The organism is Pseudomonas sp. Wu6, from assembly GCF_019891515.1.
In the GTDB taxonomy this organism is placed as follows: Bacteria; Pseudomonadota; Gammaproteobacteria; order Pseudomonadales; family Pseudomonadaceae; genus Aquipseudomonas; species Aquipseudomonas orientalis_A.
The window spans coordinates 20,455-46,441 of the sequence record NZ_JAFLXH010000038.1 but is presented as its reverse complement, the minus strand read 5'-3'; the positions used below and the strand labels follow the sequence as shown (position 1 = coordinate 46,441).

27 protein-coding genes and 1 tRNA gene are annotated in these 25,987 nt (G+C 60.5%); 14 read left to right on the top strand and 14 right to left on the bottom strand.

Annotation, left to right across the window (positions count from 1 at the left end; all coding sequences use genetic code 11):
- The 5 genes from J1G34_RS22370 to J1G34_RS22350 all read right to left on the bottom strand — a co-directional run bounded on the left by J1G34_RS22370 (window position 1) and on the right by J1G34_RS22350 (window position 5,216).
- The gene (locus J1G34_RS22370) at window positions 1-933 is read right to left on the bottom strand and encodes a YncE family protein (RefSeq protein ID WP_128875681.1); all 933 of its coding nucleotides are present in this window, start codon (window positions 931-933) and stop codon (window positions 1-3) included.
- 155 nt (window positions 934-1,088) lie between these two features.
- Window positions 1,089-2,117 (bottom strand): AbrB family transcriptional regulator, encoded by a 1,029-nt coding sequence (locus J1G34_RS22365; protein ID WP_065893613.1) that lies wholly within the window; start codon window positions 2,115-2,117, stop codon window positions 1,089-1,091.
- Window positions 2,110-3,624 (bottom strand): tripartite tricarboxylate transporter permease, encoded by a 1,515-nt coding sequence (locus J1G34_RS22360; RefSeq protein ID WP_065886225.1) that lies wholly within the window; start codon window positions 3,622-3,624, stop codon window positions 2,110-2,112. The genes J1G34_RS22365 and J1G34_RS22360 overlap by 8 nt, the downstream gene beginning before the upstream one ends.
- A 1-nt stretch (window position 3,625) precedes the next feature.
- Window positions 3,626-4,084, bottom strand: coding sequence for a tripartite tricarboxylate transporter TctB family protein (locus J1G34_RS22355; RefSeq protein ID WP_222994648.1), 459 nt, complete (start codon window positions 4,082-4,084; stop codon window positions 3,626-3,628).
- Between the two features lie 148 nt (window positions 4,085-4,232).
- Window positions 4,233-5,216 carry a Bug family tripartite tricarboxylate transporter substrate binding protein gene (locus J1G34_RS22350; protein ID WP_065893466.1) on the bottom strand — a complete coding sequence of 328 codons (984 nt, stop codon included), beginning with the start codon at window positions 5,214-5,216 and terminating at the stop codon, window positions 4,233-4,235.
- A gap of 230 nt (window positions 5,217-5,446) precedes the next feature.
- Between J1G34_RS22350 and J1G34_RS22345 the strand changes: the two genes are divergently transcribed.
- On the top strand, window positions 5,447-6,118 hold the full coding sequence (locus J1G34_RS22345) for a response regulator (RefSeq protein ID WP_057723066.1): 672 nt from the start codon (window positions 5,447-5,449) through the stop codon (window positions 6,116-6,118).
- Window positions 6,111-7,502, top strand: a complete 1,392-nt coding sequence (locus J1G34_RS22340; RefSeq protein ID WP_222994647.1) for a sensor histidine kinase — start codon at window positions 6,111-6,113, stop codon at window positions 7,500-7,502. The genes J1G34_RS22345 and J1G34_RS22340 overlap by 8 nt, the downstream gene beginning before the upstream one ends.
- On the opposite strand, the gene J1G34_RS22335 is transcribed toward J1G34_RS22340, so the two are convergent.
- Window positions 7,496-8,317 (bottom strand): HDOD domain-containing protein, encoded by an 822-nt coding sequence (locus tag J1G34_RS22335; RefSeq protein ID WP_222994646.1) that lies wholly within the window; start codon window positions 8,315-8,317, stop codon window positions 7,496-7,498. The two genes, J1G34_RS22340 and J1G34_RS22335, sit on opposite strands and share 7 nt — an antisense overlap.
- Window positions 8,318-8,355: 38 nt before the next feature.
- The gene (gene ygfZ, locus J1G34_RS22330) at window positions 8,356-9,297 is read right to left on the bottom strand and encodes a CAF17-like 4Fe-4S cluster assembly/insertion protein YgfZ (protein WP_122461890.1); all 942 of its coding nucleotides are present in this window, start codon (window positions 9,295-9,297) and stop codon (window positions 8,356-8,358) included.
- Window positions 9,298-9,437: 140 nt separating this feature from the next.
- Here ygfZ and J1G34_RS22325 point away from each other — a divergent pair, with 140 nt between their 5' ends.
- Together J1G34_RS22325 and J1G34_RS22320 are read left to right on the top strand one after the other, a co-directional pair.
- On the top strand, window positions 9,438-9,692 hold the full coding sequence (locus J1G34_RS22325; RefSeq protein WP_003189444.1) for an FAD assembly factor SdhE: 255 nt from the start codon (window positions 9,438-9,440) through the stop codon (window positions 9,690-9,692).
- Complete coding sequence (locus J1G34_RS22320; RefSeq protein WP_065893470.1) at window positions 9,676-10,122, top strand: protein YgfX; 447 nt, start codon at window positions 9,676-9,678, stop codon at window positions 10,120-10,122. Before J1G34_RS22325 ends, J1G34_RS22320 begins: the two co-directional genes overlap by 17 nt.
- Here J1G34_RS22320 and nadB read toward each other — a convergent pair.
- Window positions 10,091-11,707, bottom strand: a complete 1,617-nt coding sequence (nadB, locus tag J1G34_RS22315) for an L-aspartate oxidase (RefSeq protein ID WP_222994645.1) — start codon at window positions 11,705-11,707, stop codon at window positions 10,091-10,093. The genes J1G34_RS22320 and nadB overlap by 32 nt on opposite strands.
- A gap of 461 nt (window positions 11,708-12,168) precedes the next feature.
- Between nadB and rpoE the strand changes: the two genes are divergently transcribed.
- The 4 genes from rpoE to J1G34_RS22295 all read left to right on the top strand — a co-directional run bounded on the left by rpoE (window position 12,169) and on the right by J1G34_RS22295 (window position 16,020).
- A complete protein-coding gene (gene rpoE, locus J1G34_RS22310; protein ID WP_003172477.1) occupies window positions 12,169-12,750 on the top strand; it encodes an RNA polymerase sigma factor RpoE in 582 nt (193 codons plus the stop codon).
- Window positions 12,751-12,782: 32 nt separating this feature from the next.
- Window positions 12,783-13,370 (top strand): sigma-E factor negative regulatory protein, encoded by a 588-nt coding sequence (locus J1G34_RS22305; protein ID WP_122461892.1) that lies wholly within the window; start codon window positions 12,783-12,785, stop codon window positions 13,368-13,370.
- 16 nt (window positions 13,371-13,386) lie between these two features.
- Complete coding sequence (locus J1G34_RS22300; protein ID WP_222994644.1) at window positions 13,387-14,346, top strand: MucB/RseB C-terminal domain-containing protein; 960 nt, start codon at window positions 13,387-13,389, stop codon at window positions 14,344-14,346.
- Between the two features lie 234 nt (window positions 14,347-14,580).
- Window positions 14,581-16,020: a DegQ family serine endoprotease gene (locus J1G34_RS22295; RefSeq protein WP_065886235.1), complete on the top strand. Its 1,440-nt coding sequence runs from the start codon at window positions 14,581-14,583 to the stop codon at window positions 16,018-16,020.
- A gap of 243 nt (window positions 16,021-16,263) precedes the next feature.
- On the opposite strand, the gene J1G34_RS22290 is transcribed toward J1G34_RS22295, so the two are convergent.
- Window positions 16,264-17,697: a M48 family metalloprotease gene (locus J1G34_RS22290; RefSeq protein WP_065886236.1), complete on the bottom strand. Its 1,434-nt coding sequence runs from the start codon at window positions 17,695-17,697 to the stop codon at window positions 16,264-16,266.
- Window positions 17,698-17,792: 95 nt separating this feature from the next.
- Here J1G34_RS22290 and J1G34_RS22285 point away from each other — a divergent pair, with 95 nt between their 5' ends.
- Complete coding sequence (locus J1G34_RS22285) at window positions 17,793-18,032, top strand: sulfurtransferase TusA family protein (RefSeq protein ID WP_065886237.1); 240 nt, start codon at window positions 17,793-17,795, stop codon at window positions 18,030-18,032.
- A gap of 18 nt (window positions 18,033-18,050) precedes the next feature.
- Here the strand turns inward: J1G34_RS22285 and J1G34_RS22280 are convergent, their stop codons facing one another.
- Window positions 18,051-18,524 carry a peroxiredoxin gene (locus tag J1G34_RS22280; RefSeq protein WP_065893474.1) on the bottom strand — a complete coding sequence of 158 codons (474 nt, stop codon included), beginning with the start codon at window positions 18,522-18,524 and terminating at the stop codon, window positions 18,051-18,053.
- Between the two features lie 10 nt (window positions 18,525-18,534).
- Window positions 18,535-19,095 carry a glycine cleavage system transcriptional repressor gene (locus tag J1G34_RS22275; RefSeq protein ID WP_003189463.1) on the bottom strand — a complete coding sequence of 187 codons (561 nt, stop codon included), beginning with the start codon at window positions 19,093-19,095 and terminating at the stop codon, window positions 18,535-18,537.
- A 262-nt stretch (window positions 19,096-19,357) separates the two neighbouring features.
- Here J1G34_RS22275 and dapA point away from each other — a divergent pair, with 262 nt between their 5' ends.
- The 5 genes from dapA to J1G34_RS22250 all read left to right on the top strand — a co-directional run bounded on the left by dapA (window position 19,358) and on the right by J1G34_RS22250 (window position 23,046).
- Window positions 19,358-20,236, top strand: coding sequence for a 4-hydroxy-tetrahydrodipicolinate synthase (dapA, locus tag J1G34_RS22270; protein ID WP_065886239.1), 879 nt, complete (start codon window positions 19,358-19,360; stop codon window positions 20,234-20,236).
- A gap of 17 nt (window positions 20,237-20,253) precedes the next feature.
- Window positions 20,254-21,369, top strand: a complete 1,116-nt coding sequence (gene bamC, locus J1G34_RS22265; protein WP_122461897.1) for an outer membrane protein assembly factor BamC — start codon at window positions 20,254-20,256, stop codon at window positions 21,367-21,369.
- Window positions 21,370-21,373: 4 nt separating this feature from the next.
- A complete protein-coding gene (locus tag J1G34_RS22260; RefSeq protein WP_065897731.1) occupies window positions 21,374-22,132 on the top strand; it encodes an MBL fold metallo-hydrolase in 759 nt (252 codons plus the stop codon).
- A 27-nt stretch (window positions 22,133-22,159) separates the two neighbouring features.
- Window positions 22,160-22,873, top strand: a complete 714-nt coding sequence (gene purC / locus J1G34_RS22255; protein ID WP_065937370.1) for a phosphoribosylaminoimidazolesuccinocarboxamide synthase — start codon at window positions 22,160-22,162, stop codon at window positions 22,871-22,873.
- An 83-nt stretch (window positions 22,874-22,956) separates the two neighbouring features.
- A tRNA-Ser gene (locus J1G34_RS22250) sits at window positions 22,957-23,046 on the top strand.
- A 78-nt stretch (window positions 23,047-23,124) separates the two neighbouring features.
- Here the strand turns inward: J1G34_RS22250 and J1G34_RS22245 are convergent.
- The 3 genes from J1G34_RS22245 to J1G34_RS22235 form a co-directional block, all read right to left on the bottom strand.
- Window positions 23,125-23,412 carry a type II toxin-antitoxin system RelE family toxin gene (locus J1G34_RS22245; protein ID WP_065893489.1) on the bottom strand — a complete coding sequence of 96 codons (288 nt, stop codon included), beginning with the start codon at window positions 23,410-23,412 and terminating at the stop codon, window positions 23,125-23,127.
- A complete protein-coding gene (locus tag J1G34_RS22240) occupies window positions 23,402-23,641 on the bottom strand; it encodes a type II toxin-antitoxin system RelB/DinJ family antitoxin (RefSeq protein ID WP_065886281.1) in 240 nt (79 codons plus the stop codon). Before J1G34_RS22240 ends, J1G34_RS22245 begins: the two co-directional genes overlap by 11 nt.
- Window positions 23,642-24,319: 678 nt before the next feature.
- Window positions 24,320-25,546 carry an MFS transporter gene (locus J1G34_RS22235; RefSeq protein WP_065893490.1) on the bottom strand — a complete coding sequence of 409 codons (1,227 nt, stop codon included), beginning with the start codon at window positions 25,544-25,546 and terminating at the stop codon, window positions 24,320-24,322.
- Between the last annotated feature and the right edge of the window lie 441 nt (window positions 25,547-25,987).

The window sequence follows — 25,987 nt, the reverse complement described above, 5'->3', positions numbered from 1 at the left end:
CTATAGCCTGACCATGCATATCGATTGGTTTTGAATATCAGCGACATACAGATTGCGGCCGTCCGGAGCTACCACAATACCTCGCGGACTGCCGAAACCTGCGATCGTGCCGACCATGCTTTCCAGTCGGGTGTCATAAATGCTGATCTGGTCCCTCTCAGTGATATAGGCCATCTCGCTGAGGGGGTTGAATGCTACGCCCCAGGGCTCGTTGAGGCCGCTGATGTACTTGCTGACTTCAGGAATCAAGGCGTCGCCGATAGTCAAGCGGCCCGCGTCGCGGTGAGTGATGTAAATGCGTGGGTAGCGTGGGCTGTGACCGATCGAAGTAGGATTGCCTGGGGCGATGGCGAGCTGCCTGACGATCGGCTTGTTTTCAAGGTCTACGATGCTCCAGCCCGCTAAATCCGACACAACGTAAACGCGAGTGTCGTCACGCGGCGCCACTATCACTTCCTTGGCGTAACGCACAGGTATTTCGGTTACGCGTTGGTGGTCGCTGGTGTCAATGGTTACCAACTCCGAAGCCCCGTGATCAGCGACATAGAGCCGGGTGCCGGTTGAGTTCAATGCCATGCCATTAACCGTCGTGAACCCCGTGATGCGTGCGATGACGCTGTTACTCACGGTTTCGATAACGGTAATCGGGTTTCCCGATGCGGCGCTGTTGTCACTCACGTAAATGCGCGAACCTGCCGGGTTGATTGCCAGCCATATCGGGGAACCGAGATTTTCTATCGTCTGTAGGACGCTAAGTGGCTGGGTATCTAGAACGGTGAGGGATCCCGATGCTGTGGCGCTTGCCACATAAAGGCGTGTTCCTGCGCGGTTCATTACCAGGCGATTGGGGGAGCCCGGTACTGCAATGGTTTGCACAACTTGTGCATGTGCACGGGCATCGCCAGGGGGGCTTTGAATAAGATCTTCCATCATGTGTACTCCCAGGGGTTCACAGGCTGCAGGCAGCGTGATTATTGATGAGTCCTGCCCGGGAATTCATGCGCTTTATGGTTGAGAATGCCCAGCTGTGAGAAATGACAGTCCAGATGAACGGTCACAAAGCCTGGCAAGCACGACAAGCTGCTTATTCAAGGCTGACGATTCCAGTACCGGAACAACGGCTCCGCCAGGAACAGCACAAACAACAAACGCATCACTTGCATCGCTGTCACCAATGGCACCGACAATTGCAAGGTTTCAGCCGTAAGGCTCATCTCGGCAATGCCGCCGGGCATCATGCCCAGGGTCAGGGAGCGCAGGTCGAGATGGGTCAGGGCGCTCAAGCCCATCGCCGCCAATGTTGCCAGTGCCATGGTCAAGGCGGTGCCTATCAAGGTGCGCGCCATGAACGCCGGCGCACGTCGGAAGAACTGGCGGTTGAAGTGACAGCCCAAACCGCTGCCGATCAACCATTGGCCGATCTGACTGCCGCCATCGGGCAGGCCGATATGCAGATCCCACATCACACTGGCCGTCGCGCTGACCAGCAACGGGCCGAACAGCCAGGGGTTCGGTTGTCGCAAACGCTGCCAGCCCCAGGCCGCCAGCGCACCTATCGGAAACAGCAACGCCAGCCATAGCCAATTGACCGGCGCCGGATGAAACTGCGGCGCGCCCCCACCCAGCAAGTATTTGAAGATCGCCGGCACACACAGCACCACCACTAATACCCGCAGGCTTTGCCCCGCCGCGACACGGCTCAACACGGCACCGTTGCGTGCGCCGAGGTTGACCATCTCGCCGGACCCGCCTGGCATGCTGGAAAAAAACGCGGTAGCGCGATCTTCGCCACTGCGGCGCATCAGCCACACACTGACCACACTCGACAGGCTGGTGACCAGCGCGCCGAAAAAGATCAGCCCGAAGTGGCTCATCACTTGCTCGATCACCACCGGTGTGAAGTGCAGGCCGATGCCGATGCCCACCACCCATTGGCCGCATTTGCGCCCGCCGGGGATTTCCGCCAACTGCCACGGCGTCAGGCAACGCACCAGGATGATCGCCAGCAACGAGCCGACCATGTAGGGCAAAGGCCAGCCGACGAGGCTGGCCAGGTAACCGCCGGCCAGGCCGACCAGCGGTGTGCCCCACCAATGTTTGAAGGTGACCTCAGACATCGGCCACGGCACGACGCTGCAGGGCGCGTTTGCGGTAGATGCGCACAAGCGGGAACATCAGCATCAGTGCGGTCAGTACCCACACGCCAAAGGTGATCGGGCTCGACCAGAGGATTTCCAGTGCACCGTTGGAGATCGACAGCGCCCGGCGCAGGTTCTGTTCCATCAGCCCGCCAAGGATAAAGCCGAGCAATACCGGCGACAGCGGGAAGTCCAGCTTGCGCAGGATGTAGCCGAAGATGCCGATCCCGACCATCAGGAACAGGTCGAACGTGGTGGCGTGAACCGCGTACACACCGATCGCGGTAATGATGGCGATCACCGGTACCAGCGCCCAGTTCGGCACGGCGAGGATTCGGGTGAAGATGCGGATCATCGGGATGTTGAGGATCACCAGCATGATGTTGGCGATAAACAACGACGCGATCAGGCCCCAGACAATGTCCGGTTGCTGTTGGAACAGCAGCGGACCGGGGGTGATGTTGTACAGCGACAGGGCGCCAATCATCACGGCGGTGGTGCCCGAGCCGGGAACGCCCAGGGTCAGCATCGGCACCAGTGCGCCGCAGGCGGAGGCGCCGATCGCGGTTTCCGGAGCGGCCAGGCCACGCATGTCGCCTTGGCCGAATTTGCCGCTGGCACCGGCCAGGCGTTTTTCGGTCATGTAGGCCACGGCGGACGCCAGGGTTGCACCGGCACCCGGCAACACGCCCATGATGAAACCGAGCAAGCCGCAGCGGATGTTAACCACGAACACCGCACCGGCTTCCTTGAGGTTGAACATCATGCGCCCGGTGGCCTTGACCGCTTCCTGGCCACGGTGGGTTTTTTCCAGCAGCAACAGGATCTCGCTGATGGAGAACAGGCCCAGCACCAGCACCACAAACTGAATGCCGTCGGTGAGGTGGATGTTGTCGCCGGTAAAGCGGTACACACCGCTGTTGGCATCGATGCCCACCGCCGAGAGGAACAGGCCGATCAGCGCCGCCACAAAGGTCTTCAGCGGCTTGTCACCGGCCATGCCGCCCAGGCAGACAATCGCGAACACCATCAGTACGAAATATTCCGCCGGACCAAAGGCAATCGCCCATTTGGCCAGCAGCGGTGCGAAGAGCACCATGCCGCAGGTGGCGATAAAGGCTCCGATGAACGAACTCCAGGCCGACAACGACAGCGCCACGCCGGCCAGCCCTTTACGGGCCATCGGGTAGCCGTCGAGGGTGGTCATTACGGTGGAGGCTTCGCCCGGAATATTGAGCAGGATCGAGCTGATGCGACCGCCGTATTCGCAGCCCAGGTACACCGCTGCGAGCAGGATCAATGCCGACTCGGGTGGCAGGCCCAGGGCGAATGCGATGGGGATCAACAGCGCTACGCCGTTGATCGGGCCCAGGCCCGGCAACAGACCGACCACTGTGCCGATCAGCGTGCCGCACAACGCGGTGATCAGGTTGTACGGGCTCAGCGCGACGCCGAAACCCTGGCCCAAATAGCCAAAAGTATCCATATCAGTTCTCCAGAACGTCGAGCAGGCCGAGGGGCAGCGGCACATCCATGGCTTTATCGAACAGCAGGTACAGGCCGATAGCCATGAGGCCAACGATCACCACGCTGGGCATCCAGCGGCCGCCATACAGGCGCGCCATCGGGATGCCGATCAACATGCTGCTGAGGATGAAACCCAGGGATTCGAAGGTGGCGGCGAACACCAGCAACAGCACCACGCAGATGCCTATCTTGATCAGGGTGTCGCGGTCCAGCGCCGGGTCTTCTTCGGTGTGTTTGGTGGGCTGCGGGCGAAACAGCATGTAGATCAGTGCCAGGCTCATCAGCCCGAGCATCAGCAGCGGGTAGGTGCGCGGTCCGACCGGCTCGTAGGAAAACGCCGCCTGATACGGCCAGGCCATCAGGGCGAGGCCGGCGCAGGCCAGCAACAGCACGGCGGCGAAAATGCGTTGTAAGAGCATAGAAAACTCCAAGGCCCCTCTTGCAGGAGCGAGCTTGCTCGCGAAAAACGTCAACGATAACGCGTGCTGTCTGGACGCACGTGGATGTCCTTGGGTTCTTCGCGAGCAAGCTCGCTCCTACAGGGGCATTACACAAAAGAGGGGGCGTTTACTGGATCAGGCCGAACTCTTTGGCCAGCACTTTGTAGTCAGCCACCTGTTTCTTCACGTAGGTGTCCAGCTCCGGGCCGGTCATGGCGAAGGGGAACAGCTCGCGCTGGTCACGCAGCTTGGCGAACTCGTCGGAGGCCAGCAGTTTGTCGAACGCCTCTTTCCACCAGGCGTAGTCGGCATCGCTGACTTTTGGCCCGAGGTAGAAACCGCGCACCACAGGCCAGACGATGTCGTAGCCTTGCTCCTTGGCGGTCGGGATGTCTTTCATTTCCGGCTCGTCCAGACGCTGCTCGGAGAACACCGCCAACAGGCGCATGTCACCGCTGAGGATGTGCGGCATGGAGTCGGAGATATCGGTACTGCCCACCTGGATGTGGCCACCGAGCAACGCGGTGGCGATTTCGCCGCCGCCTTCGAGTGCGACGTAACGCAGCTCGCGCGGGTTGATCCCGGCCGCCTTGGCGATCAGTGCGGTTTGCATCCAGTCCTGGCTGCCGACCGTGCCGCCCGAACCGATCACCACGCTGCCTGGATCTTTCTTCAAGGCTTTTACGAGATCGTCGAGAGACTTGTAGGGCGAATCACTTTTCACCGCGATAGCACCGTAGCTGGTACCCACTGCGGCGAGCCAGCGCACGGCGCTTTCATCGAAGCGACCGAACTTGCCCTGGGCCAGGTTCAGCAGCGAACCGCTGGACCAGGCCACCAGGGTGCCGCCATCCGCAGGGCGCTGAGCAACCACCGCGTTATAGGCCACGGCGCCCACGCCGCCTGGCATGTAGGTCACACGCATTGGCTTGCTCAAGAGCTTCTGGTTGACCAGCGCGCTTTGCGCCAGTTTGCAGGTCAGGTCGAAACCACCGCCAGGGGAGGCCGGGGCGATGCATTCAGGGCGCTTGGGTTCATCGGCGGCCAGCAGGTGGCCGGCAAACAGCATGCAGCCGGCGGCGAGGGCGAGCTTACGTAGGGGGAACGTCATGTGTGTCTCCATTTATTGTTCTTATTTGGCGAAAACGCTTCGAGGCGTTTTTCGGGTGCTATCGCTCAATAGCTTGGCAGGCGTAACCTGCCGTCGCCCGATGCTAACCGGCGAAGCTTTCAGTATCCTTTCAACTGCCTTTCACTGTTTTCGGGCTTCACAGGGCAGTCGGCGCCTGTAAACTGCCTCGCAAAGCGTGGCGCCGACCACCCCGAATAAGGTAAAAATCCATGCGCGTCCTCCTGGTTGAAGACCATTTGCAACTGGCCGAAAGTGTCGCCCAGGCGCTCAAGAGCACGGGGTTGACCGTCGACGTACTGCACGATGGCGTGGCCGCGGACCTGGCCCTGAGCAGTGAGGAATACGCCGCGGTGATCCTCGATGTAGGGCTGCCGCGCATGGACGGTTTCGAAGTGCTGGCACGCTTGCGCGCCCGTGGAAAAAATGTGCCGGTGTTGATGCTGACGGCCCGCAGCGATGTAAAGGACCGCGTGCATGGCTTGAACCTGGGCGCCGACGATTACCTGGCCAAACCGTTTGAGCTGACGGAACTCGAAGCGCGGGTCAAGGCGCTGCTGCGGCGCAGCGTGTTGGGCGGCGAGCGCCAGCAAGCGTGCGGCGTGCTGGTTTACGACCTCGATACGCGGCGCTTCACGGTTGGTGGCGAACTGATGACCCTGACCTCTCGTGAGCAAGCCGTGCTTGAGGCGCTCATTGCCCGGCCTGGTCGGGTGATGAGCAAGGAGCAACTGGCCTCCCAGGTGTTCGGTCTCGACGAAGAAGCCAGCCCCGACGCCATCGAAATCTACGTGCACCGCCTGCGCAAGAAGCTCGATGGCCAGCCCATCGCCATTGTCACCTTCCGTGGTCTCGGCTACCTGCTGGAAGCCCGCGATGCATAAGCCCCGCAGCCTGCGCTGGCGCCTGCTGTGGAACCTGGCGCTGTTGCTGGTGCTGCTGATGCTCGCCAGCGGCATGAGCGCCTACTGGAACGGTCGCGAAGCCGCCGACACCGCCTACGACCGCACGCTGCTGGCCTCGGCGCGCACCATTGCCGCCGGCTTGACCCAGGTGGACGGCACGCTCAGCGCCAATGTGCCTTATGTAGCCCTGGATACCTTCGCCTACGACAGTGCCGGGCGTATTTATTACCAGGTCAACGACATCCACCAGCAGCTGATTTCCGGTTATGAAAACCTGCCCGGGCCGCCACCCGGCACCCCGCGCACCGACGATTATCCGGCCCTGGCGCGGTTCTACGACGCTGTGTATCAGGGCCAGCCGGTGCGCGTGGTGAGCCTGCTCAAGGCTGTCTCCGAGCCGAACATGAACGGCATGGCGGAGGTGCGTGTGGCGGAGACCGACGAAGCCCGTGTCGCCATGGCGCGCAGCCTGATGGCCGACACTTTGTTGCGCCTGGGCATGCTAGCCATTGGTGCGTTGCTGCTGGTGTGGTTTGCCGTCAGCGCGGCCTTGCGCCCGTTGGAGCGCCTGCGCACGGCGGTGGAAGAGCGCCAGCCCGACGACCTGCGGCCCTTGCCGCTGGTGGAGGTGCAGGATGAGTTCGGCCCGCTGGTGCGCTCCCTCAATCATTTCACCGAACGCCTGCGCGGCCAGTTCGAACGCCAGGCGCAGTTTATTGCCGACGCCGCCCACGAGTTGCGCACGCCGCTGGCCGCGCTCAAGGCCCGCCTGGAACTCGGCCTGCGCGCCGAAGAACCGGCCACGTGGCGCAGCACCCTGGAAACCGCCGCCCAGGGCACCGACCGTCTCACTCACCTGGCTAATCAGTTGTTGTCCCTGGCCCGCATCGAAAACGGTGCCCGGGCCATTGCCGAAGGCGGAGCGCAGTTGCTCGACCTCAGTCAACTGGCGCGGGAGCTGGGCATGGCCATGGCACCGCTGGCCCATGCGCGCGGCGTTGCCCTGGCGCTGGAGGCGGACGAACCGGTGTGGCTGCGTGGCGAACCGACGCTGCTCAACGAGTTGCTGAGCAACCTGGTGGACAACGCATTGGCTCACACTCCACCGGGTGGCAACGTGATTTTACGGGTGACGGCGCCGGCGGTGCTGGAAGTCGAGGACGATGGCCCGGGTATCCCGCTGGAGGAGCGGGACCGGGTGTTCGAGCGATTTTATCGACGCAGTCAGCAGGGTATGGGGTCCGGCCTGGGGCTGGCGATTGTCGGCGAGATCTGCCGTGCGCATCTGGCGCAGATCAGCCTGCATGATGGCGCATCGGCGGGCTTGAAAGTGCGAGTGAGCTTTGTTGCCGGCGATCAATAGAACATCGAACGTGCTTCATGCAGCTCAAGGTGCAGTTTTTCGCTGGAGGGATCGAGCCGCAGTTTTTTCATCGCCGGCACACTCGTCATGTCGACTTTCGCCAATGGATGTTCAGTGTTGTGGTGACAGAACAGCACGGCGACCTGCACCAGGTCGATGTAATCGAGCGGGCCGCTGTCGCGTTCCAGGTTCAGGTACTGGCCCGGCAGTTTTGCCAGCATTTCCGGGAAGTCCCATCCACTGAGCAACTTGTCGCCCAGTATCGGATGGATGCTGTCGATCACGTGGTTTAGGCTGACCGGATCGGACAGCAACTCGTAATGGTCTTCGGCGTAGGTGAGGATCGGCAGCACGCCAATCTGGTGCACCAGGCCACCCAGGGCCGCCTGGTCCGGCTTGAGCTGGCTGTGCCGGCGACACAAGGCATAGCTGACGCCGGCTACTTCAAGGCTGCGGCGCCACACATCGCGCATTTTCTGTTCCACCACCTCGGAGCGGGCGTGGAAGATCTGTTCCATGACCAGGCCGATGGCCAGGTTGCTGCTGTAATTGGTGCCAAGCCGCGTGATGGCGGTGTGCAGGTCGGTGACTTCCTGAGTCGCCCTCAGCAACGGGCTGTTGACCACTTTGATCAGGCGCGCCGACAGGGCCGTATCACGACCGATCACCTTGCTCAAGTGGCTGATGCTGATCTCCGGGTCTTCGGCGGCCTGACGAATCTTCATGGCCACCTCCGGTAATGTCGGCAGAACCAGGTCATCGTTGTCGATGGCCTTCACCAAAGCCTGTTGGACTTTTTCCGCCAGCTGGTTCATTCATGCTCTCTAGGGTGTCGCAAAAAAAGGTGCAGCGATCAACGCTGGATCTCGCGATCGCGATCCAGCGCGTAGGGCAGGTCGAGCAACTGCAGGCCAGGGCCTTCCAGGCTGCCTAAACGGATGTCGCCATTGTCGGCAGCTTCGGCTTGCAGCACGGCGAGAAGTTCAATTGACTGGTCAGCTTTTGCCGCGATGACCACTTCGCCGATCGAACTGTTATGGCTGGGAGCAAACAGTGCGGTGCCTGGCTCGGGCACTTGGGCCGCAACCAGGCTCAGGCGGTACAGGCGGCGCTTGAGTTTGCCGAGGTACTGCATGCGCGCGACGATTTCCTGGCCGGTATAGCAGCCTTTCTTGAAGCTGACCCCGCCCACGGCTTGCAGATTGAGCATCTGCGGGATGAACAGTTCGCGGGTCTGCGGCATCACCTGGCCGATGCCGGCGCGAATCTGGCCCAGCAACCACTCGTTCAGCTCGGCTTGCGGCAGGGTGGCCGCCAATTGGCTGAGCAGGCTCTCGGCGTGTTCGGCGGGTGCCCAGAGTTCAGCGCGGCCCGGCGATACACGGATGGCGATCAGCGTCTCGGTGCGCACCACGCTGTCGGTCTCCACCGGTAACGCCAAACCAAGGGCGGATAGGGCCTGATCGGCATGCGCCAGGCCAAAACGCACCCACGCGGCGCTTTCATCGGTGAGTTTGGATTTGGAGAACACCGCGTATTTCTTCAGGTCCGCCAGTTGCGGTTCGAGCAGTTCGCTGGCCATGGCCAGGAGCACGCCGTCACCTTGTAACAGGATGCGGAAACTGGACTGCATCCGGCCTTTTTGCGTGCAGCGCGCGCCCAGGCTGGCCTGGGTGTCACTCAGGTAATTGAGGTTGCAGGTCAACTGGCCCTGCAGGAACTTGGCAGCGTCAGCACCGCGGACGGCAAGAACGCCTTCGTGGGTCAGGGAGCAGAAGAAAGCAGAGTCGGCCATGGGTCATCGCAGGTTAAAAAGTCATGGGTGCATCATAGAGGGGCGCCCGGCAAATGCATAGTTTCCATGGGGCGCGACCAAAGCCGACTGGTCCGGTGCCGTCGGGCCTGTATACTTGCGCTCTATTTGAGGAGCGCTCCATGGTCGAAGATGTAGAAATCAATCGCCTCTACTGGCACAGCCGTCGTGGCATGCTGGAATTGGACGTGTTGCTGGTGCCTTTCACCAAAGAAGTCTACGCAACGCTCAACCAGGTGGATCGCGACCTTTACGTCCGATTGCTGGAATGCGAGGACCAGGACATGTTCGGCTGGTTCATGGAGCGCGCCGAATCGGAAGATCCGGAGCTGCAGCGCATGGTTCGGATGATCCTGGACCGTGTCCAGCCCAAGTAACCGTTTTGAATGCCGCTGGCAGGCCTCACGGCTGTTGCTGGCGGCGTATCTGCTTGCCCAGCTGCTCGCGCTGGGTGCCTGCCTGGTGGTCGACCTGCCTTTTGCCTCCCTTGGCCTGCTGGTGTGCCTGGCCCACGCCGCGTGGGTGTTGCCGCGACATATCCTGCTGACTCATCGCTCGTCGATTCGCGGCCTGCGCCGCGATGAAGAGGGCTGGCAATTGTTCAGCGCCGAGCGCGGCTGGCACAGCGTGCAACTGCGGCCCGACAGCCTGGCGCTGCCGCTGGTGGTGGTGCTGCGTTATCGCGTGCAGGGTGAGCGGTGGGTGCGCTCCCTTTGTGTGCCTCGCGACTCGCAGAGCGCCGATGTGCACCGGCGCCTGCGCGTACGCTTGAAGTTCAGTCGCCGTAGGTGGCTGGCACCAGAATAGTGTCGCGGGCCTCGGGCAGCATCTGCGGGTAGTCCAGGGTGTAATGCAGGCCCCGGCTTTCCTTGCGCTCCATGGCCGAGCGAATCATCAGCTCGGCGACTTGAGCCAGGTTGCGCAGTTCGATCAGGTCGCGACTGACTTTATAGTTGCTGTAGAACTCGTCGATTTCATCCAGCAGCAAACGCACCCGGTGCTGTGCCCGTTGCAGGCGCTTGTTGGTGCGCACGATCCCCACGTAGTCCCACATGAAGCGGCGCAGCTCGTCCCAGTTGTGCGCGATGATCACGTCCTCGTCCGAATCCGTCACCTGACTGGCATCCCAGCGGGGCAGGGCGGCGGGTACCGGGATGCGCGGCAGTTGTTCAAGGATGTCCGCCGCTGCCGAGCGCGCGTACACGAAGCATTCGAGCAGCGAGTTGCTGGCCATGCGGTTGGCGCCGTGCAGGCCGGTGAAGCTGGTTTCGCCGATGGCGTACAGGCCGGGCACGTCGGTACGGCCATGCTGGTCGACCATCACGCCGCCGCAGGTGTAATGCGCGGCAGGCACCACCGGGATCGGGCCTTTGGTGATGTCGATGTTGAAGGTCAGGCAACGTTCATAGACGGTGGGAAAGTGCGTCTTGATGAAGGCCTCCGGTTTGTGGCTGATGTCCAGGTAGACGCAGTCGATACCCAGGCGCTTCATTTCATGGTCAATGGCGCGGGCGACGATGTCGCGCGGCGCCAGTTCGGCGCGTGGGTCGAAGCGCTGCATGAAGCGTTCGCCATTGGGCAGCTTCAAGTGCGCACCTTCGCCGCGCAAAGCCTCGGTGATCAGGAAGCTCTTGGCCTGGGGGTGATACAGGCACGTGGGATGGAACTGGTTGAATTCCAGGTTCGCCACTCGGCAGCCCGAGCGCCAGGCCATGGCGATGCCGTCGCCGCAGGCCCCGTCAGGGTTGCTGGTATAGAGGTAGACCTTGGCTGCGCCGCCCGAGGCAAGGATGGTGAAGCGCGCGCCATAGGTGTCGACTTCACCGCTGGCGCGGTTCAGCACATAGGCGCCTAGGCAGCGCTCGCCGGCAAGGCCCAGGCGTTTTTCGGTAATCAGGTCGACGGCGACGCGCTGCTCCAGCAATTCGATATTGGGCCGTTGGCGGGCCTGATCGAGCAGCGTCTTGAAGATGGCGGCGCCGGTGGCGTCGGCGGCGTGGATGATGCGGCGGTGGCTGTGGCCGCCTTCACGGGTCAGGTGGAACTCGAATCCACCGTCGTCGTTGCCTGCATGCTCATCGCGCGTGAAGGGCACCCCCTGGTCGATCAACCATTGAATGGCTTCGCGGCTATGCTCGACCGTGAAGCGCACCGCTTCTTCATTGCATAGGCCGCCGCCGGCATTGAGGGTGTCTTCGACATGGGATTGGACGGTGTCGGTGTCGTCCAGCACGGCAGCAACACCGCCTTGCGCCCAGAATGTCGAACCGTTGGCCAGGTCGCCCTTGCTCAGGACGGCAATGCGCAGATGGCCGGGGAGGGTCAGCGCCAGGCTCAAGCCGGTGGCACCGCTGCCGATCACCAGGACATCGTGTTGAAACTGTTGGCTCATTGAATGGATTCCGCAAAAAGCGATCCGGAGAGGAGGCGCAAGCAGGACGCCTGGATCGGCGAATCAAAGGGGCACACAGGCCACTAGTATATAGAGGGGTGGAGCGGCACAATAGCCAGGCATTCGTGGCATTGTGAGATTACGGTGCACAGCTTCGGTTTCACAGCCGGTCAGCGAGCGGGAACTTTTTGCATAGGCCCCGACTCAATAGCAGGTTGCCCGAAAGCTGGGAAGACGTTGTGTTTATTGGCCCGTCGGGAGCATTGGACGCGTCAGAAGACCGACGACAAGATTATTCGCGCAGCCGGCGTTGCCTGAGCTGCGTTTTTCGTGTGTGCCAAATCAGTGCGTGCCGGAAACTTGCTTGAAGGGGGAGAACTTTTGCGAAAAGCCCGAGTCTATGTTTGCAAGCCTGATCGTTTAGTTATGCAAGCCTCCTTCGAGTACAACGAGGAGTGTTCATGCTAACCCAGGAAGAGGATCAGCAGCTGGTCGAGCGCGTACAACGCGGCGATAAGCGCGCATTTGATCTGTTGGTGCTGAAGTATCAGCACAAAATTCTCGGGTTGATCGTGCGGTTTGTGCACGACACCCATGAAGCGCAGGACGTTGCACAGGAAGCCTTTATCAAGGCATACCGTGCACTGGGCAATTTTCGCGGTGATAGCGCGTTTTATACGTGGCTGTACCGCATCGCCATCAACACGGCGAAGAACTATCTGGTGTCTCGCGGTCGCCGCCCACCAGACAGTGATGTCAGTTCAGAAGATGCTGAATTCTATGATGGTGATCACGGCCTCAAAGATCTCGAGTCGCCGGAGCGTGCTTTGCTGCGCGACGAGATCGAGGGAACCGTTCATCGAACGATTCAGCAACTGCCAGAAGATTTGCGTACGGCGTTAACTTTACGTGAATTCGATGGTCTGAGTTACGAAGACATTGCGAGCGTCATGCAATGTCCGGTGGGGACTGTAAGGTCACGGATTTTCCGGGCCCGGGAAGCCATCGACAAAGCCTTGCAACCGTTGTTGCAGGAAAACTAAAGACAGCGGCGACAGCCAAGAGAGGAACCGCCATGAGTCGTGATGCCCTGCAGGAATCGCTGTCCGCAGTGATGGATAACGAAGCGGATGAACTGGAACTTCGTCGAGTGCTCAACGCATTTGATGATGCCCAAACCCGTGATACCTGGTCTCGTTACCAAGTCGCTCGGGCGGTGATGCACAAGGATCTTCTAATCCCTCGTCTGGATATTGCTGCGGCCGTTTCTGCCGCGTTGGCCGATGAAGCCGTTCCGGCAAAAGCTGCTCGTGGTCCATGGCGTAGCCTGGGTCGTCTGGCAGTCGCTGCTTCGGTGACCGTCGCCGTACTGGCCGGTGTTCGTCTGTACAACCAGGACGAAATCGCAGGTGTCGAACTGGCCCAGCAGACTCAGCAACCGGTCATGGCCGGTCCGCAAGTCAAAGGCCCGGCTGTACTGGCTGGCTACAAGGAAAGCTCTGACACCGCCGGCCCTATGGCTAACGGTGTGCTTCAAGGGCAATCCGGCTGGCAAGATCAGCGTCTACCAGGCTACCTGCGCCAACATGCACAGGAAGCAGCTGGCAAGAACGCTGAAAGTGCCCTGCCATACGCTCGTGCAGCAAGCCTGGAAAACCGCTGAACCGTTAAGGAGCCCTATGCGCGCCATACCGCTCCTTACGCTTTTGCTCAGTAGTTGGTTTGCACTACCCGCCCACGCCGATGAAGCCCAAGACTGGCTGACTCGACTTGGGCGTGCAGAGCGACAGCAAAGCTTTCAAGGTACGTTCATCTATGAGCGTAACGGCAGTTTTTCTACCCACGACATCTGGCATCTCGTCCAGAACGGTCAGGTCCGGGAGCGTCTGTTGCAGCTCGATGGTTCTGCCCAGGAAGTGGTACGGGTAGAGGGGCATGCACAGTGCGTCAGCGGCACACTTGTGGCCGGCCTGGGCAGTCCCCGTGACGCCGCGTCATATTCGCTGGACCCACAAAAACTCAGTCAATTTTATGATCTGGCCGTCATCGGCAAATCTCGCGTGGCCGGTCGTAATGCGGTTATCGTGTCGATTACTCCGCGTGACCATGACCGCTATGGATTCGAGCTGCACCTGGACCGTGAAACTGCATTGCCCCTCAAGTCGCTGTTGCTCAGTGAGCAAGGGCAACTGCTGGAGCGCTTTCAGTTTGTGCGATTGAACACCTCCGCGCCACCCACTGACCATGATTTGCAGCCCAGCAGCGAATGCACCCCTGTCGCGATTGACCATAGCAATGCCGTGCAAGCGCCTGCCTCGAATGCGTGGCACCTGAATTGGCTGCCAGCTGGCTTTGAGCTGACGCGGAATGCGTCGCGCACAGACCCTCAGACAAAATCCACCATCGACAGCCTGATGTATGACGATGGGCTTGCACGTTTTTCGGTGTTTCTCGAAACCACCAACGGTGCGAGCGTGTCGCAGACGCGTACTCAGCTTGGGCCTACGGTTGCGGTATCCCGGCATTTGAATACGGTGGACGGCGAGATAATGGTGACGGTGGTGGGGGAAATCCCGATCGGCACCGCCGAGCGCGTCGCATTGTCGGTTCGCGGTGAAAAGACCGCAGCCAAACCGTGAGTCGTTAATCCAGTGTTCATCCTGATCTTTCACTCTGCCCCCATGCCAGGGTGCCTGCCGAGAGCATGAAATGTCTGGATCAGCATTTTCACTTGCAAAAAATCCTTATGTTTTTTATAGGTCAGGGCTTCTCGGCCCTGGCCTTGTTTGTTCGCGGAACAAAAAATGTCGGTCGCGGTTTTCGGTGTTTTTTGAACCCTGTCGCTCAACCCTGCTCGTCGTAACGGGAGCTGTATGTCGATACCACGTTTGAAGTCGTACCTATCCATAGTCGCCACGCTGCTGGTGCTGGGTCAGGCCGTGCCCGCGCAAGCGGTCGAACTGCCTGACTTCACCCAGCTGGTGGAGCAGGCCTCGCCTGCGGTGGTGAACATCAGTACTACGCAGAAATTGCCGGATCGCAAGGTGTCGAACCAGCAGATGCCGGACCTGGAAGGCCTGCCGCCGATGCTGCGCGAATTCTTCGAGCGAGGCATGCCGCAACCCCGCGCCCCGCGCGGTGGTGGCGGTGGCCAGCGTGAAGCGCAGTCCCTGGGTTCGGGGTTCATCATCTCGCCTGACGGCTACATCCTGACCAACAACCACGTAATTGCCGATGCTGACGAGATCCTCGTGCGCCTGGCCGATCGCAGTGAGTTGAAAGCCAAGCTGGTCGGCACCGACCCACGTTCGGACGTTGCCTTGCTGAAAATCGAAGGCAAGGACCTACCGGTGCTTAAACTGGGCAAGTCCCAGGACCTGAAAGCGGGCCAGTGGGTCGTGGCAATCGGTTCGCCATTCGGTTTTGACCACACTGTCACCCAGGGCATCGTCAGCGCCATCGGTCGCAGCCTGCCAAACGAAAACTACGTACCGTTCATCCAGACCGACGTGCCGATCAACCCGGGCAACTCCGGTGGTCCGCTGTTCAATCTGGCGGGCGAAGTGGTAGGGATCAACTCGCAGATCTACACCCGCTCCGGTGGGTTCATGGGGGTTTCTTTCGCGATTCCGATCGACGTGGCCATGGACGTCTCCAATCAGCTGAAGGCCGGTGGCAAAGTCAGCCGCGGTTGGCTGGGTGTGGTGATCCAGGAAGTGAACAAGGACCTCGCAGAGTCGTTCGGTCTCGACAAGCCTGCGGGTGCGCTGGTCGCACAGATCCAGGATGACGGCCCGGCTGCCAAAGGTGGCCTGCAGGTCGGCGACGTTATCCTGAGCATGAACGGCCAGCCGATCATCATGTCGGCCGACTTGCCGCATCTGGTAGGCGCGCTGAAAGCGGGCAGCAAAGCCAAGTTGGAAGTGATTCGGGACGGCAAGCGCCAGAACGTCGAGCTCACTGTTGGCGCAATCCCGGAAGAGGGTGCGACCCTGGATGCCCTGGGTAACGCCAAGCCGGGTGCCGAGCGCAGCAGCAATCGCCTGGGCATTGCCGTGGTTGAGCTGACGCCTGAACAGAAGAAGGCCTTCGACCTCAAGAGCGGTGTGGTAATCAAGGAGGTCCAGGATGGCCCAGCCGCCTTGATCGGCCTGCAGCCGGGCGATGTGATCACCCACCTGAACAACCAGGCAATCGATAACACCAAGGAATTCACCGACATCGCCAAGGCGTTGCCGAAGAATCGTTCGGTGTCGATGCGTGTGTTGCGTCAGGGGCGTGCCAGCTTCATCACCTTCAAGCTGGCCGAGTAGTCGTCCAGCCCAATAAAAAGCCCCGCCATCGACGGATGGCGGGGCTTTTTTGTGCGCCTTTGATTGTTCCCTCGCTCCGCGTGGGAATGCATCCCGTGACGCTCTGCGTCACCATTGCGCAAGTGTCGGATCTTGCGCTGAAACCAGGGCGCGGAGCGTCCCGGCTGGCATTCCCACGCAGAGCGTGGGAACGATCAAGCCCCGCCATTGAAGGATGGCGGGGCTTTTTTGTGGGCGATGGGTTTAGCTCATCATCCCTTTCACCAGGCGTTCCTGTTCGATCAACTCACGCTGGCGCGCATCGATTCGCGAGGACAGTGGGAAGTTGTTGCCGGCGCGACGCTTGGCAAAGTCCAGCTGCTGGATGGCTTGCTGGAAATCGCCCACCAGGGCGAAGTATTCAGCGCGCGCCTGATGCAGGCCAATGATATTGCCCGACAAACCGCGCGTCTCGGCGACCTGATACCACACGTCCGGATCATCCGGGCGGGACTTGAGCAAGCCGTCCAGGGCTTTTTCCGCATCGGCGGTACGGTTTTGTTTGAGCAGCAGATCGACGCGTACCTGGTTCAGTGGATAGTTGCTGGGGTACTGGGTCAGCATGCGGTCGGTGCGTTGTTGGGCGTCCGGCATGCGATTGCTGGTGATGTCCAGCTCGATCTGCGCCAGGTTGTAGGTAATGTCGTTGGGCGCCTTGGCCAGCAGCGGCGCCAGGCTTTCCCGTGCTTCCTTAAGCTGGGTGCCCTTGATCTGGGCGATGGCCAGGCCATAACGCGCCACATCGTTTTTCGGGTTCTCATCCAGCTGTGCCTGGAAACGCTTGGCGGCCAGGCCCGGCGTGTCTTCATACTTCAGTTGCACCCGCGCGCGAATCAACTGATAGCGCAGGCTGTCTTCCTTGCCGCCAGGCTTGGCTTGTTCCGCGCGGTTGCGGGTGTCGGCAATCCGCGATTCGGTGACCGGGTGCGTCAGCAGGAATTCCGGTGGCTTGGCATCGAAACGGTACTGGCGCATCAGGCGCTCGAACATGGTGGGCATGGAGCGCGGGTCGTAGCCGGCTTTCTCCAGGTTGAGGATGCCGATACGGTCGGCTTCCTGTTCATTCTGGCGAGAGAATCGACGCTGCTCCTGGATCGCGGCGGCCTGGGAGCCGGCAATCGCGGCAATGCCCGCATCGCCGGCACCGGCTGCGGCGGCAATGATGCCACCGAGCAGGGCAGCCATCATCGGGATCTGCATGCGCGACTGCGCTTCTACGCCCCGGGCAAAGTGGCGTTGGGACAAGTGCGCCAATTCGTGGGCCAGCACCGATGCGTATTCACCTTCGGTCTGGGCATTGAGGAACAGGCCGCCATTGACCCCAACGATCCCGCCGGGTGCGGCGAAGGCGTTGAGCTGCGGGCTGTTGATCAGGATGAATTCCAGGCGCCGGTCGTTGACCTGGCTGGTTTCCACCAGCTTGTACACGCTGGTTTCGACGTAATCCTTGAGCTGTGGATCATTGAGCTGCGAGACCTGGCCGCGCAGATAGGCCAGCCATGCGCGGCCCAGTTGGTATTCCTGTTGCGGCGAGACAATGGCAGAACTGGCGTCGCCGAGTGACGGCAGCTCATCAGCGAAGGCCGGGGAGGCCAGCAGGCAGGCCAGCGTCAGCAGGGTAGGGCGCAAAAAATTCATGCACAAAGCCTTTCGACAAAGAGCTTACTGTAGCCGGACACTGAGCTTCGGACCAGATATTCTAAGCCGCTCAAATGTTTGCCTGGAGTAACACCATGATCGACGCTGTCGCCTTTGACGCCGAACTCGATGCCAGCGGCCTCAATTGCCCGTTGCCCTTGCTCAAGGCCAAGCTGGAACTCAATCGACTGGCCAGCGGTGCCGTACTCAAGGTCACCGCCACGGACGCCGGTTCCCAGCGGGACTTTCGCACCTTTGCCAGGCTGGCGGGGCATACGCTGGTCCAGGAAGAAGAGGCTGCTGGTGTGTACCGTTACTGGCTGCGCAAGGCCTGATCGCCTTGTAAGCGCCAATCAGGCCTCGTTCAGCGCCTGCGCCGCCGCCAACACCGCGTCTACGTGCCCCGGCACTTTCACGCCGCGCCATTCCTGACGCAGTACACCTTCGCTGTCGATCAGAAAGGTGCTGCGATCCACGCCCAGGTATTCCTTGCCGTAGAGCTTCTTGAGCTTGATTACATCAAACAGCTGGCACACCGCCTCGTCCTTGTCGCTGATCAACTCGAAGGGAAACGCCTGCTTGGCCTTGAAGTTCTCGTGAGACTTCACGCTGTCACGCGACACGCCGAACACCTCGGTGTTGGCGGCCTTGAACGCTGCGTACTGGTCACGAAAGCCCTGGCCTTCGGTGGTGCAGCCCGGCGTGCTGTCCTTGGGGTAGAAGTAGATCACCACTTGCTTGCCCTTGAGGGCTGCGAGGCTGAAGGTCTGGCCGCTTGTGGACTGGGCTTGGAAATCGGCTACAGGTGTGTCGATGGCTACCGGCATGAGTCCTTCCTTACATTGGGTTCTGTGGGCGCCATGGTTCGATCAGCGCGTCAAGGTTCAGGGCATCGGCGAAGTCCAGGAACTGGTCGCGCAACCAACTGATCTGCACGCCGGCCGGCAAGGTCACAGTGAAGGTGGCATTGAGCATGGTGCCGCCGGTTTGCGGCGCCTGATAGGTGTCGCAGGTCAGGTTCTCCAGTTCGACGTTGTGGTCAATGAAGAACTGGCACAGCTCGTTGACGATGTCCGAGCGATAGGCCGAGCTGACATACGCCACATAAGGCAGGGCCTGCGGGCGGTTTTCCAGGGCAGCGCTGCGCACTACATTGACGGTGAAGTCGTGCTTCTTGGCCAGGCCCGGCAGGCCGGTCTCAAGGCGCGCCAGGGCGTCCCAGCTACCAGAAATCTGCAGCACCAGAGCGCTGCACTCGCCATGGCGGGTCAGGCGCGAGGTCACCACGGCGCAGCGGTTCTCATGGCTGGCGCGGCACAGGACGTTGGTCAGCTCCATGGGGTTGGCGCCGAGGGCACTGATAACAAGGAATTGTTCGCGAACTGTGGGGGTGGACATGCAGCCTTCCTAAAGCGATGAGCGGTCGATACCGCCAGGGCGGTACCGATCAAAGGATCAAGGGTAGCGAAAAGCGTCGCCAAGGGCTAGGAGGTGGCGTTTTCATTGCGTGAACGACCTGATTCAGGCGCTGCTTTGGCCCAATGATGGCATTGCCCGTCGTTTAGTTGCGCCATAACGCATCCTCGCACGGTACTTCGCTTGTACAAGCATCTTGGCGCCAGTACCATTACGGCTCTCTTTTTCCGGCAGGAGCGGTTGCATGATTGCGGGCAGTATGGTGGCACTGGTCACACCCATGGATGCACAAGGTCATCTCGACTGGGACAGCCTGGGCAAACTGGTGGACTTCCACCTGCAAGAAGGCACCAACGCCATCGTGGCGGTCGGCACCACCGGTGAGTCGGCCACCCTCGACGTGGAAGAACACATCCAGGTGATCGAGTTCGTGGTCAAGCGGGTTGCGGGCCGTATCGCCGTGATCGCAGGTACCGGCGCCAACTCGACGCGGGAAGCGATCGAATTGACCCGCAATGCCAAGAAGGCCGGCGCAGACGCCTGCCTGCTGGTGACGCCGTACTACAACAAGCCGACCCAGGAAGGCTTGTACCAGCACTTCAAAGCCATCGCCGAAGCCGTCCAGATCCCGCAGATCCTCTATAACGTACCGGCTCGTACCGCGTGCGATATGAAGGCCGAGACCGTGATCCGCCTGTCCACCGTGCCGAACATCATCGGCATCAAGGAAGCCACGGGCGACCTGCAACGCGCCAAGGACATCCTGGCCGGCGTCAGCAGCGACTTCCTGTTGTACTCCGGTGACGACGCCACCGCCGTGGAGCTGATGCTGCTGGGCGGCAAAGGCAACATCAGCGTGACCGCCAATGTCGCCCCGCGTGCCATGAGCGACCTGTGCGCCGCCGCCATTGCCGGTGATGCCGTGACCGCCCGCGCGATTCACGAAAAGCTGATGCCGCTCAACAAGACACTGTTTACCGAATCCAACCCTATTCCCGTGAAATGGGCGCTGACTGAAATGGGCATGATGCCGGACGGTATCCGTCTGCCGCTCACCCGTCTCAGCGAAGCCTTTCACGAACCGCTGCGACAGGCCCTGCGCCAGTCCGGCGTCCTGGTTTAATTGAGGAAGCACTACGCATGAAGCGATTGGCCGGACTTTCCGCACTTGCCTTGATTATCTCCAGCACCAGTGGCTGCGGTTGGGTATGGGGCCCGGAAGGCTACTTCCGTGACCGTGGCAGCGATTACCTGGAAGCGCAAGCAACCAAACCGATGCAACTGCCGCCTGACGTGAACGTCGCCAAGCGTCTCGACCCGCTGCTGCCGATTCCGCGCAATGTCGCCGACGACACCGCCAAGGGCGAATATGTGGTGCCACGTCCGCAGCCGATCACGGCGGTGGCCGAGGCGAGCGACTACAGCCTGCAAAAGAGTGGCGACAACCGCTGGATCGTGGCTCAGCGCCCACCTGCCGAAGTCTGGCCGGTGGCGGTGCAGTTCTTCCAGGACAATGGCTTTCGCATCGACGAGCAGCGCCCGCAGACGGGTGAGTTCACCACGGCGTGGCAGCAAGGTCGTGAGTTGTCCGCCAACATGGCCCAGCGCCTGTTGGCTGGCGGTGTAGCCGCCGACAGCGAGGCCCGTGTGCGTGTGCGCATCGAGCCAGGCGTACAGCGCAACACCAGTGAAGTCTATGTGGTCAGCGCCGAGCGCCCTGCCGGCAGCACCGCCAGCGTCGATTTCACGCCGCGCTCGGTCAATACCGGCGTCGACGCCGCGCTGGTCGACGAGATGCTGGCCAGCATGAGCCGCATCTCGGAGAAGGGCGGCTCGGTTTCCCTGCTCGCCGCACGTGATTACGACACACCCAGCCGCGTCAGCCTCACCGAAGATGGCAGCGGCAACGTGGTGCTGAACCTGGGTGAAGACCTGGACCGTGCCTGGGCCAGCGTAGGTCGCGCACTGGAGCAAGGCCCTTGGCGCGTTGAGGACATCAACCGCAGCCTGGGTCTTTACTACATCAACGTGGCTGAAAAGGCCGAGAAAAAAGACGACGAGCCAGGTTTCTTCGGCAAGTTGTTCGGCAGCCAGCCGACCAAGGAAGAAGTCGAGACCCGCGCCGAGCGTTATCAGGTTCGTTTGAGCAAGGTCGGCGAGAGCGTGCAAGTCACCGTCGAGAAAAACATCAACACTGTCGCGCCAGCTGAAACAGCGCGCAAAGTATTGGGTGTGATTCAGGACAACCTGGGCTGATCCGATGCGTTTTGCTGTTCTCGGTAGCGGTAGCCAAGGGAACGGCACGCTGGTCGCCCATGACGACACGTACATATTGGTCGATTGTGGTTTCTCGTTAAGAGAAACCGAGCGGCGCCTGCTGCGCCTGGGGGTTCACCCTGCGCAGCTGAGCGCGATTCTGGTGACCCACGAACATGCCGACCACGTGCATGGCGTGGGTTTGCTGTCTCGACGCTACAATCTTCCGGTGTACCTGAGTCGTGGCACATTGCGCGGGATGCGCAAACCCATTGAGCCCGCAGGTTTCCTGGCCGGTGGCGAGCAGCTGCAGATCGGTGCCCTGAGCATCAGTGTCGTCGCCGTCGCTCACGACGCCCAGGAGCCGACGCAATATGTATTCAGTGATGGTGAGCGACGCTTCGGCGTACTGACCGACCTGGGTTCCTACTGCGCGAAGGTGCTGGACGGTTACCGCGACCTCGATGCCTTGATAATCGAGTCCAACCACTGCCGAGATTTGCTGGCTCGCGGTCATTACCCCTACTTTCTCAAGCAGCGGGTGGGCGGCGAACTGGGACATTTGAACAACCATCAGGCGGCGTACCTGGTGTATGAGTTGGGCTGGCAAGACCTGCAACACCTGGTCCTGGCCCACCTGAGCAGCAAGAACAACCTGCCGACGCTTGCCCGGCAATGTTTTGTCGACACCCTCGGGTGCGACCCGGACTGGCTGCAACTGGCCGATCAAGATTCAGGGCTCGACTGGCGCCACATCGCCTAGCCCACCTCACTCAAAGCGGAGCCCATCATGGAAAAACGTGAAGAACTCTACCGCGGCAAAGCCAAGTCGGTATACAAGACCGACGACGCCAACCGCCTGATCCTGCTGTTTCGCAACGATACCTCGGCGTTCGACGGCAAGCGCATCGAACAGCTTGATCGCAAGGGCATGGTGAACAACAAGTTCAACGCCTTCATCATGCAGAAACTCGAAGAAGCCGGTGTTCCGACCCAATTCGACAAACTGCTGGGCGATAACGAATGCTTGGTCAAGAAGCTCGACATGATTCCGGTCGAATGCGTTGTGCGCAACTACGCCGCCGGCAGCCTGGTCAAGCGCCTGGGCGTGGAGGAGGGCCTCAAGCTCAACCCTTACACCTTCGAGCTGTTCCTGAAGGACGACGCCAAGGGCGACCCGTTCATCAATGAATCCCACGTCGTGGCGTTTGGTTGGGGCACCGCTGAACAACTGGCACGCATGAAAGAGTTGTCCCTCAAGGTCAACGACGTGCTGAGCAGGCTGTTCGACGACGCCGGCCTCCTGCTGGTGGACTTCAAGCTCGAATTCGGCGTATTCCACGATGGCTCCATCGTCCTGGGCGACGAATTCAGCCCGGACGGCTGCCGCCTGTGGGACAAGGACACCAAGAAGAAGATGGACAAAGACCGCTTCCGCCAGGGCCTCGGTGACGTCATCGAAGCCTATGAAGAAGTCGCCAAGCGCCTCGGCGTACCGCTTTAATCGACGCAAGCATCTGATAGCACGGAAAAAAATCGCCTTTGGGGTTTGCTTCCGTGAAACACACTGTTATGATGCGCGCCGTTGGAGAGATGCCAGAGTGGCCGAATGGGACGGATTCGAAATCCGTTGTACCTTCACCGGTACCTAGGGTTCGAATCCCTATCTCTCCGCCATTACATGAAAAAGCCCCGTAGCTGCATAAGCTACGGGGCTTTTCCGTTTGGGGCGTCTTTTGGGCTATCAACCCACGGTTAGCTCAAGCGCTCATTCGCCTTGCGATAGGCCTGATCATGCTCCCGCTTATCCACGGCCACCACGACGACGGTAATTTCCTGATCGATCACTTGATAGATCAGTCTGTAGCCGCTACTGCGTAATTTGATCTTGTAGCAGTCAGGGAGTCCATGCAGGCGATTGGCTTCGTTGCGGGGGTTGTTCAGAATCTCCACCAGCTTCTTCTTGAGCTGCTGGCGGAGAGTGTCGCCGAGTTTTTGCCATTCCTTCAATGCGCGTGCATCAAAATCAAGGCTATAGGTCATCTAACGAGACCTTCACTCGCTGGGGAGATGCCAAGCGTTCACGTACCGTGGCCATCAAGGCCTCATCCTCTTGCGTCATCAGCACGGGCTTGAATGGCAGCTGACCACGCTCGGCGACGTACTGCAGCGCCTGACGCATCAGCTCGGAGGGCGTGACGCCGAGCTTCTCCAATTCGAGATAGGCGCGCGCTTTCAGGTCGTCATCAATACGAACGTTGATAGATGCCATGGGAAAAGTCCTCCTGTAATGACGTTGGTCATTACATTGGATGAGGTGCGTCCCTTTGGCAAGTCTGTCTGGACATACGGCAATCGCTTTCATTCTTTGATCCTACTTTTTACCCTTCGGTTTGGCTGGCGGCTTTTTATCCGTTTCCTTGACCGTCTCCCGCGGCCTTTTTTTTGCCTCACCTTCTGTCACGTATTCTCCTGTGACCGCGTCGCGATATCTCGTTGGCATATAAGCTCCCTGGCAAGTACGTCGCCAAACCGGCGACTCTTTTGAGGCTAGCTTAGCGGCCTGGATGCTCAAGTTTCACTGCGGGAATTCTCGTTACCAAGCCTTTCCGAAATAGCCGCTTACGACTTTAAAAGCGAGCGTGTAATCACGCTGAATACGTCTTTTCCCGTATCCGTTGAGTGCTCCTGAAGACAGGTCATAAGGCTTACACCTTATTCAGGACCGGACACTGAAACAAAAAAAACCTGCCGAGCTCAATGCTCAGCAGGCTTTTTACATGATCGTTCCCACGCTCTGCGTGGGAATGCCGCCCAGGACGCGGAGCGTCCTGCTTTCAGCGCAAAATCCGGCACCTGCGTAATAGTGACGCGGAGCGTCACGGGATGCATTCCCACGCGGAGCGTGGGAACGATCAATGCTCGGCAGGCTTTTTAGTGTGTTGTCTGGTCAGGCTGGCTGCGCCGCCAGGCGATTGCTGATGTTACGACCCAGCACCAACACGGTGACGAAGCCTACGCCCACCAACGCTGTGGCCAGGCTCAACAGCACCGAAGTGCCCAGGTGGTCAACGATCTGTCCACCAAAGAACGACCCCAGCGCAATGATCACCTGGAACAGCGCAACGAATAACGGCATGCCACGTTCCACGTCCTGGGGCGCGACCACGAACATCCAGATGCTGGCGCACGCCGGGAAGGCGCCGAAGGCGAAGCCCCACAGCGCGATCAGCATCGTGGCGCCGATCATGCCGGTGGCGAAGTAGGGGAACAGGGCGGTGCTGGTGCCGATCATCAGCGCGACCAGCAGCAGGGTGTGACGCACGCTGCGATTGGCGGCGAAACCGGCAAAAATGTTACCTGCCACACCGGCCACGCCAAACATCAGCAACAGCGAACCGATCGTCGGCCCGTCGAAGCCTGCGCTGTTCTTGAAGAACGGCGCGACGTAGGTGTAGGCGGCAAAGTGCGCGAGGCCGATCAGCAACACGGCGATCAGTCCGACTCGGGCACGTGGGTTGATAAACAACGCCGGCAAGTCACGCACGAGGATGGCCTTCTCCGGGTAGAGTCGAGGCAACAGGAAGACCTGCGCCAGCAGTACCGGTACGCCCAGCAGCGCGGTGACCAGGAAGGTCATGCGCCAGCCCATCAGGCCACTCAACCAGGTACCGACCGGCACGCCCAGTACGGTGGCCAGGGTCACGCCCATCATGATGATCGAGGTGGCTTTCGCGACGTCCACTCCCCTGGGGGCCAGGCGGCCGCTGAGGGCGATGGCCGTCGCCCAGAAACCACCGATGCTGATGCCCAGCAACACGCGCCCGAACAGCAGCAGGCTGAAGTCGCTGGCCAAAGACACCACCAGGTTGGCGATGATCATGACCAATGTCAGGCCGATCAGCAGGTAGCGGCGATCCATCTTGCCAATGATCACCGACAGCAGCGGCGCCGCGAGGGCGGCCATGATGCCCGGCAGGGTCACCATCAGGCCCGCGTGGCCGGCGCTGATGCCGAGGTCGCTGGCGACGTCGTTGAGCACGCCCACGGGCAGAAACTCGCTGGTCACCAGGGCGAACGCGCCCACGGCGACCGAAAGAATCGCCAACCACTGCTGTTTGACACTCTGTTGATTATGTTCGGGAAGGCCGCGAGGGGCCTGGCTGGCATTTGGCATGGTGTTCAGTTCCGGGGTGAGCGTCGCCTGAAGTCAGGCGAGGGGGAGGGAATTTGGAGCCGATTATAGAAACCAGTTGTAGTAATTGAGCAGGCGCTCGGTTCGATAGTAATCATCAGTGCAATCGATGCCACGCCCAAACGTATCGCTGTGCAGCGTGCGAAGAAATGATCTCTATTCAGTGTGACTGTGAGCGTCAGGGCTCATTACAGTTGATCACAAAGGGGTCGAAGATTTTCTGGCCATCGCGTGCGGCTTGCCGAACATCGAGAAACGTCAGGTCTTCGCTGACGACCTTTTTTGCGCGGCTTATCGACTTTCTTGATGGTGGCCATCGGAGCCTCCGAAGGGAATGTGTTCATGGCGTCCAACTCAAGTGAATAGTGATACCTGATCAAGCTGCAGCTTGGTCGGAGTACGCGCAGAACTGTATGTGTTAGG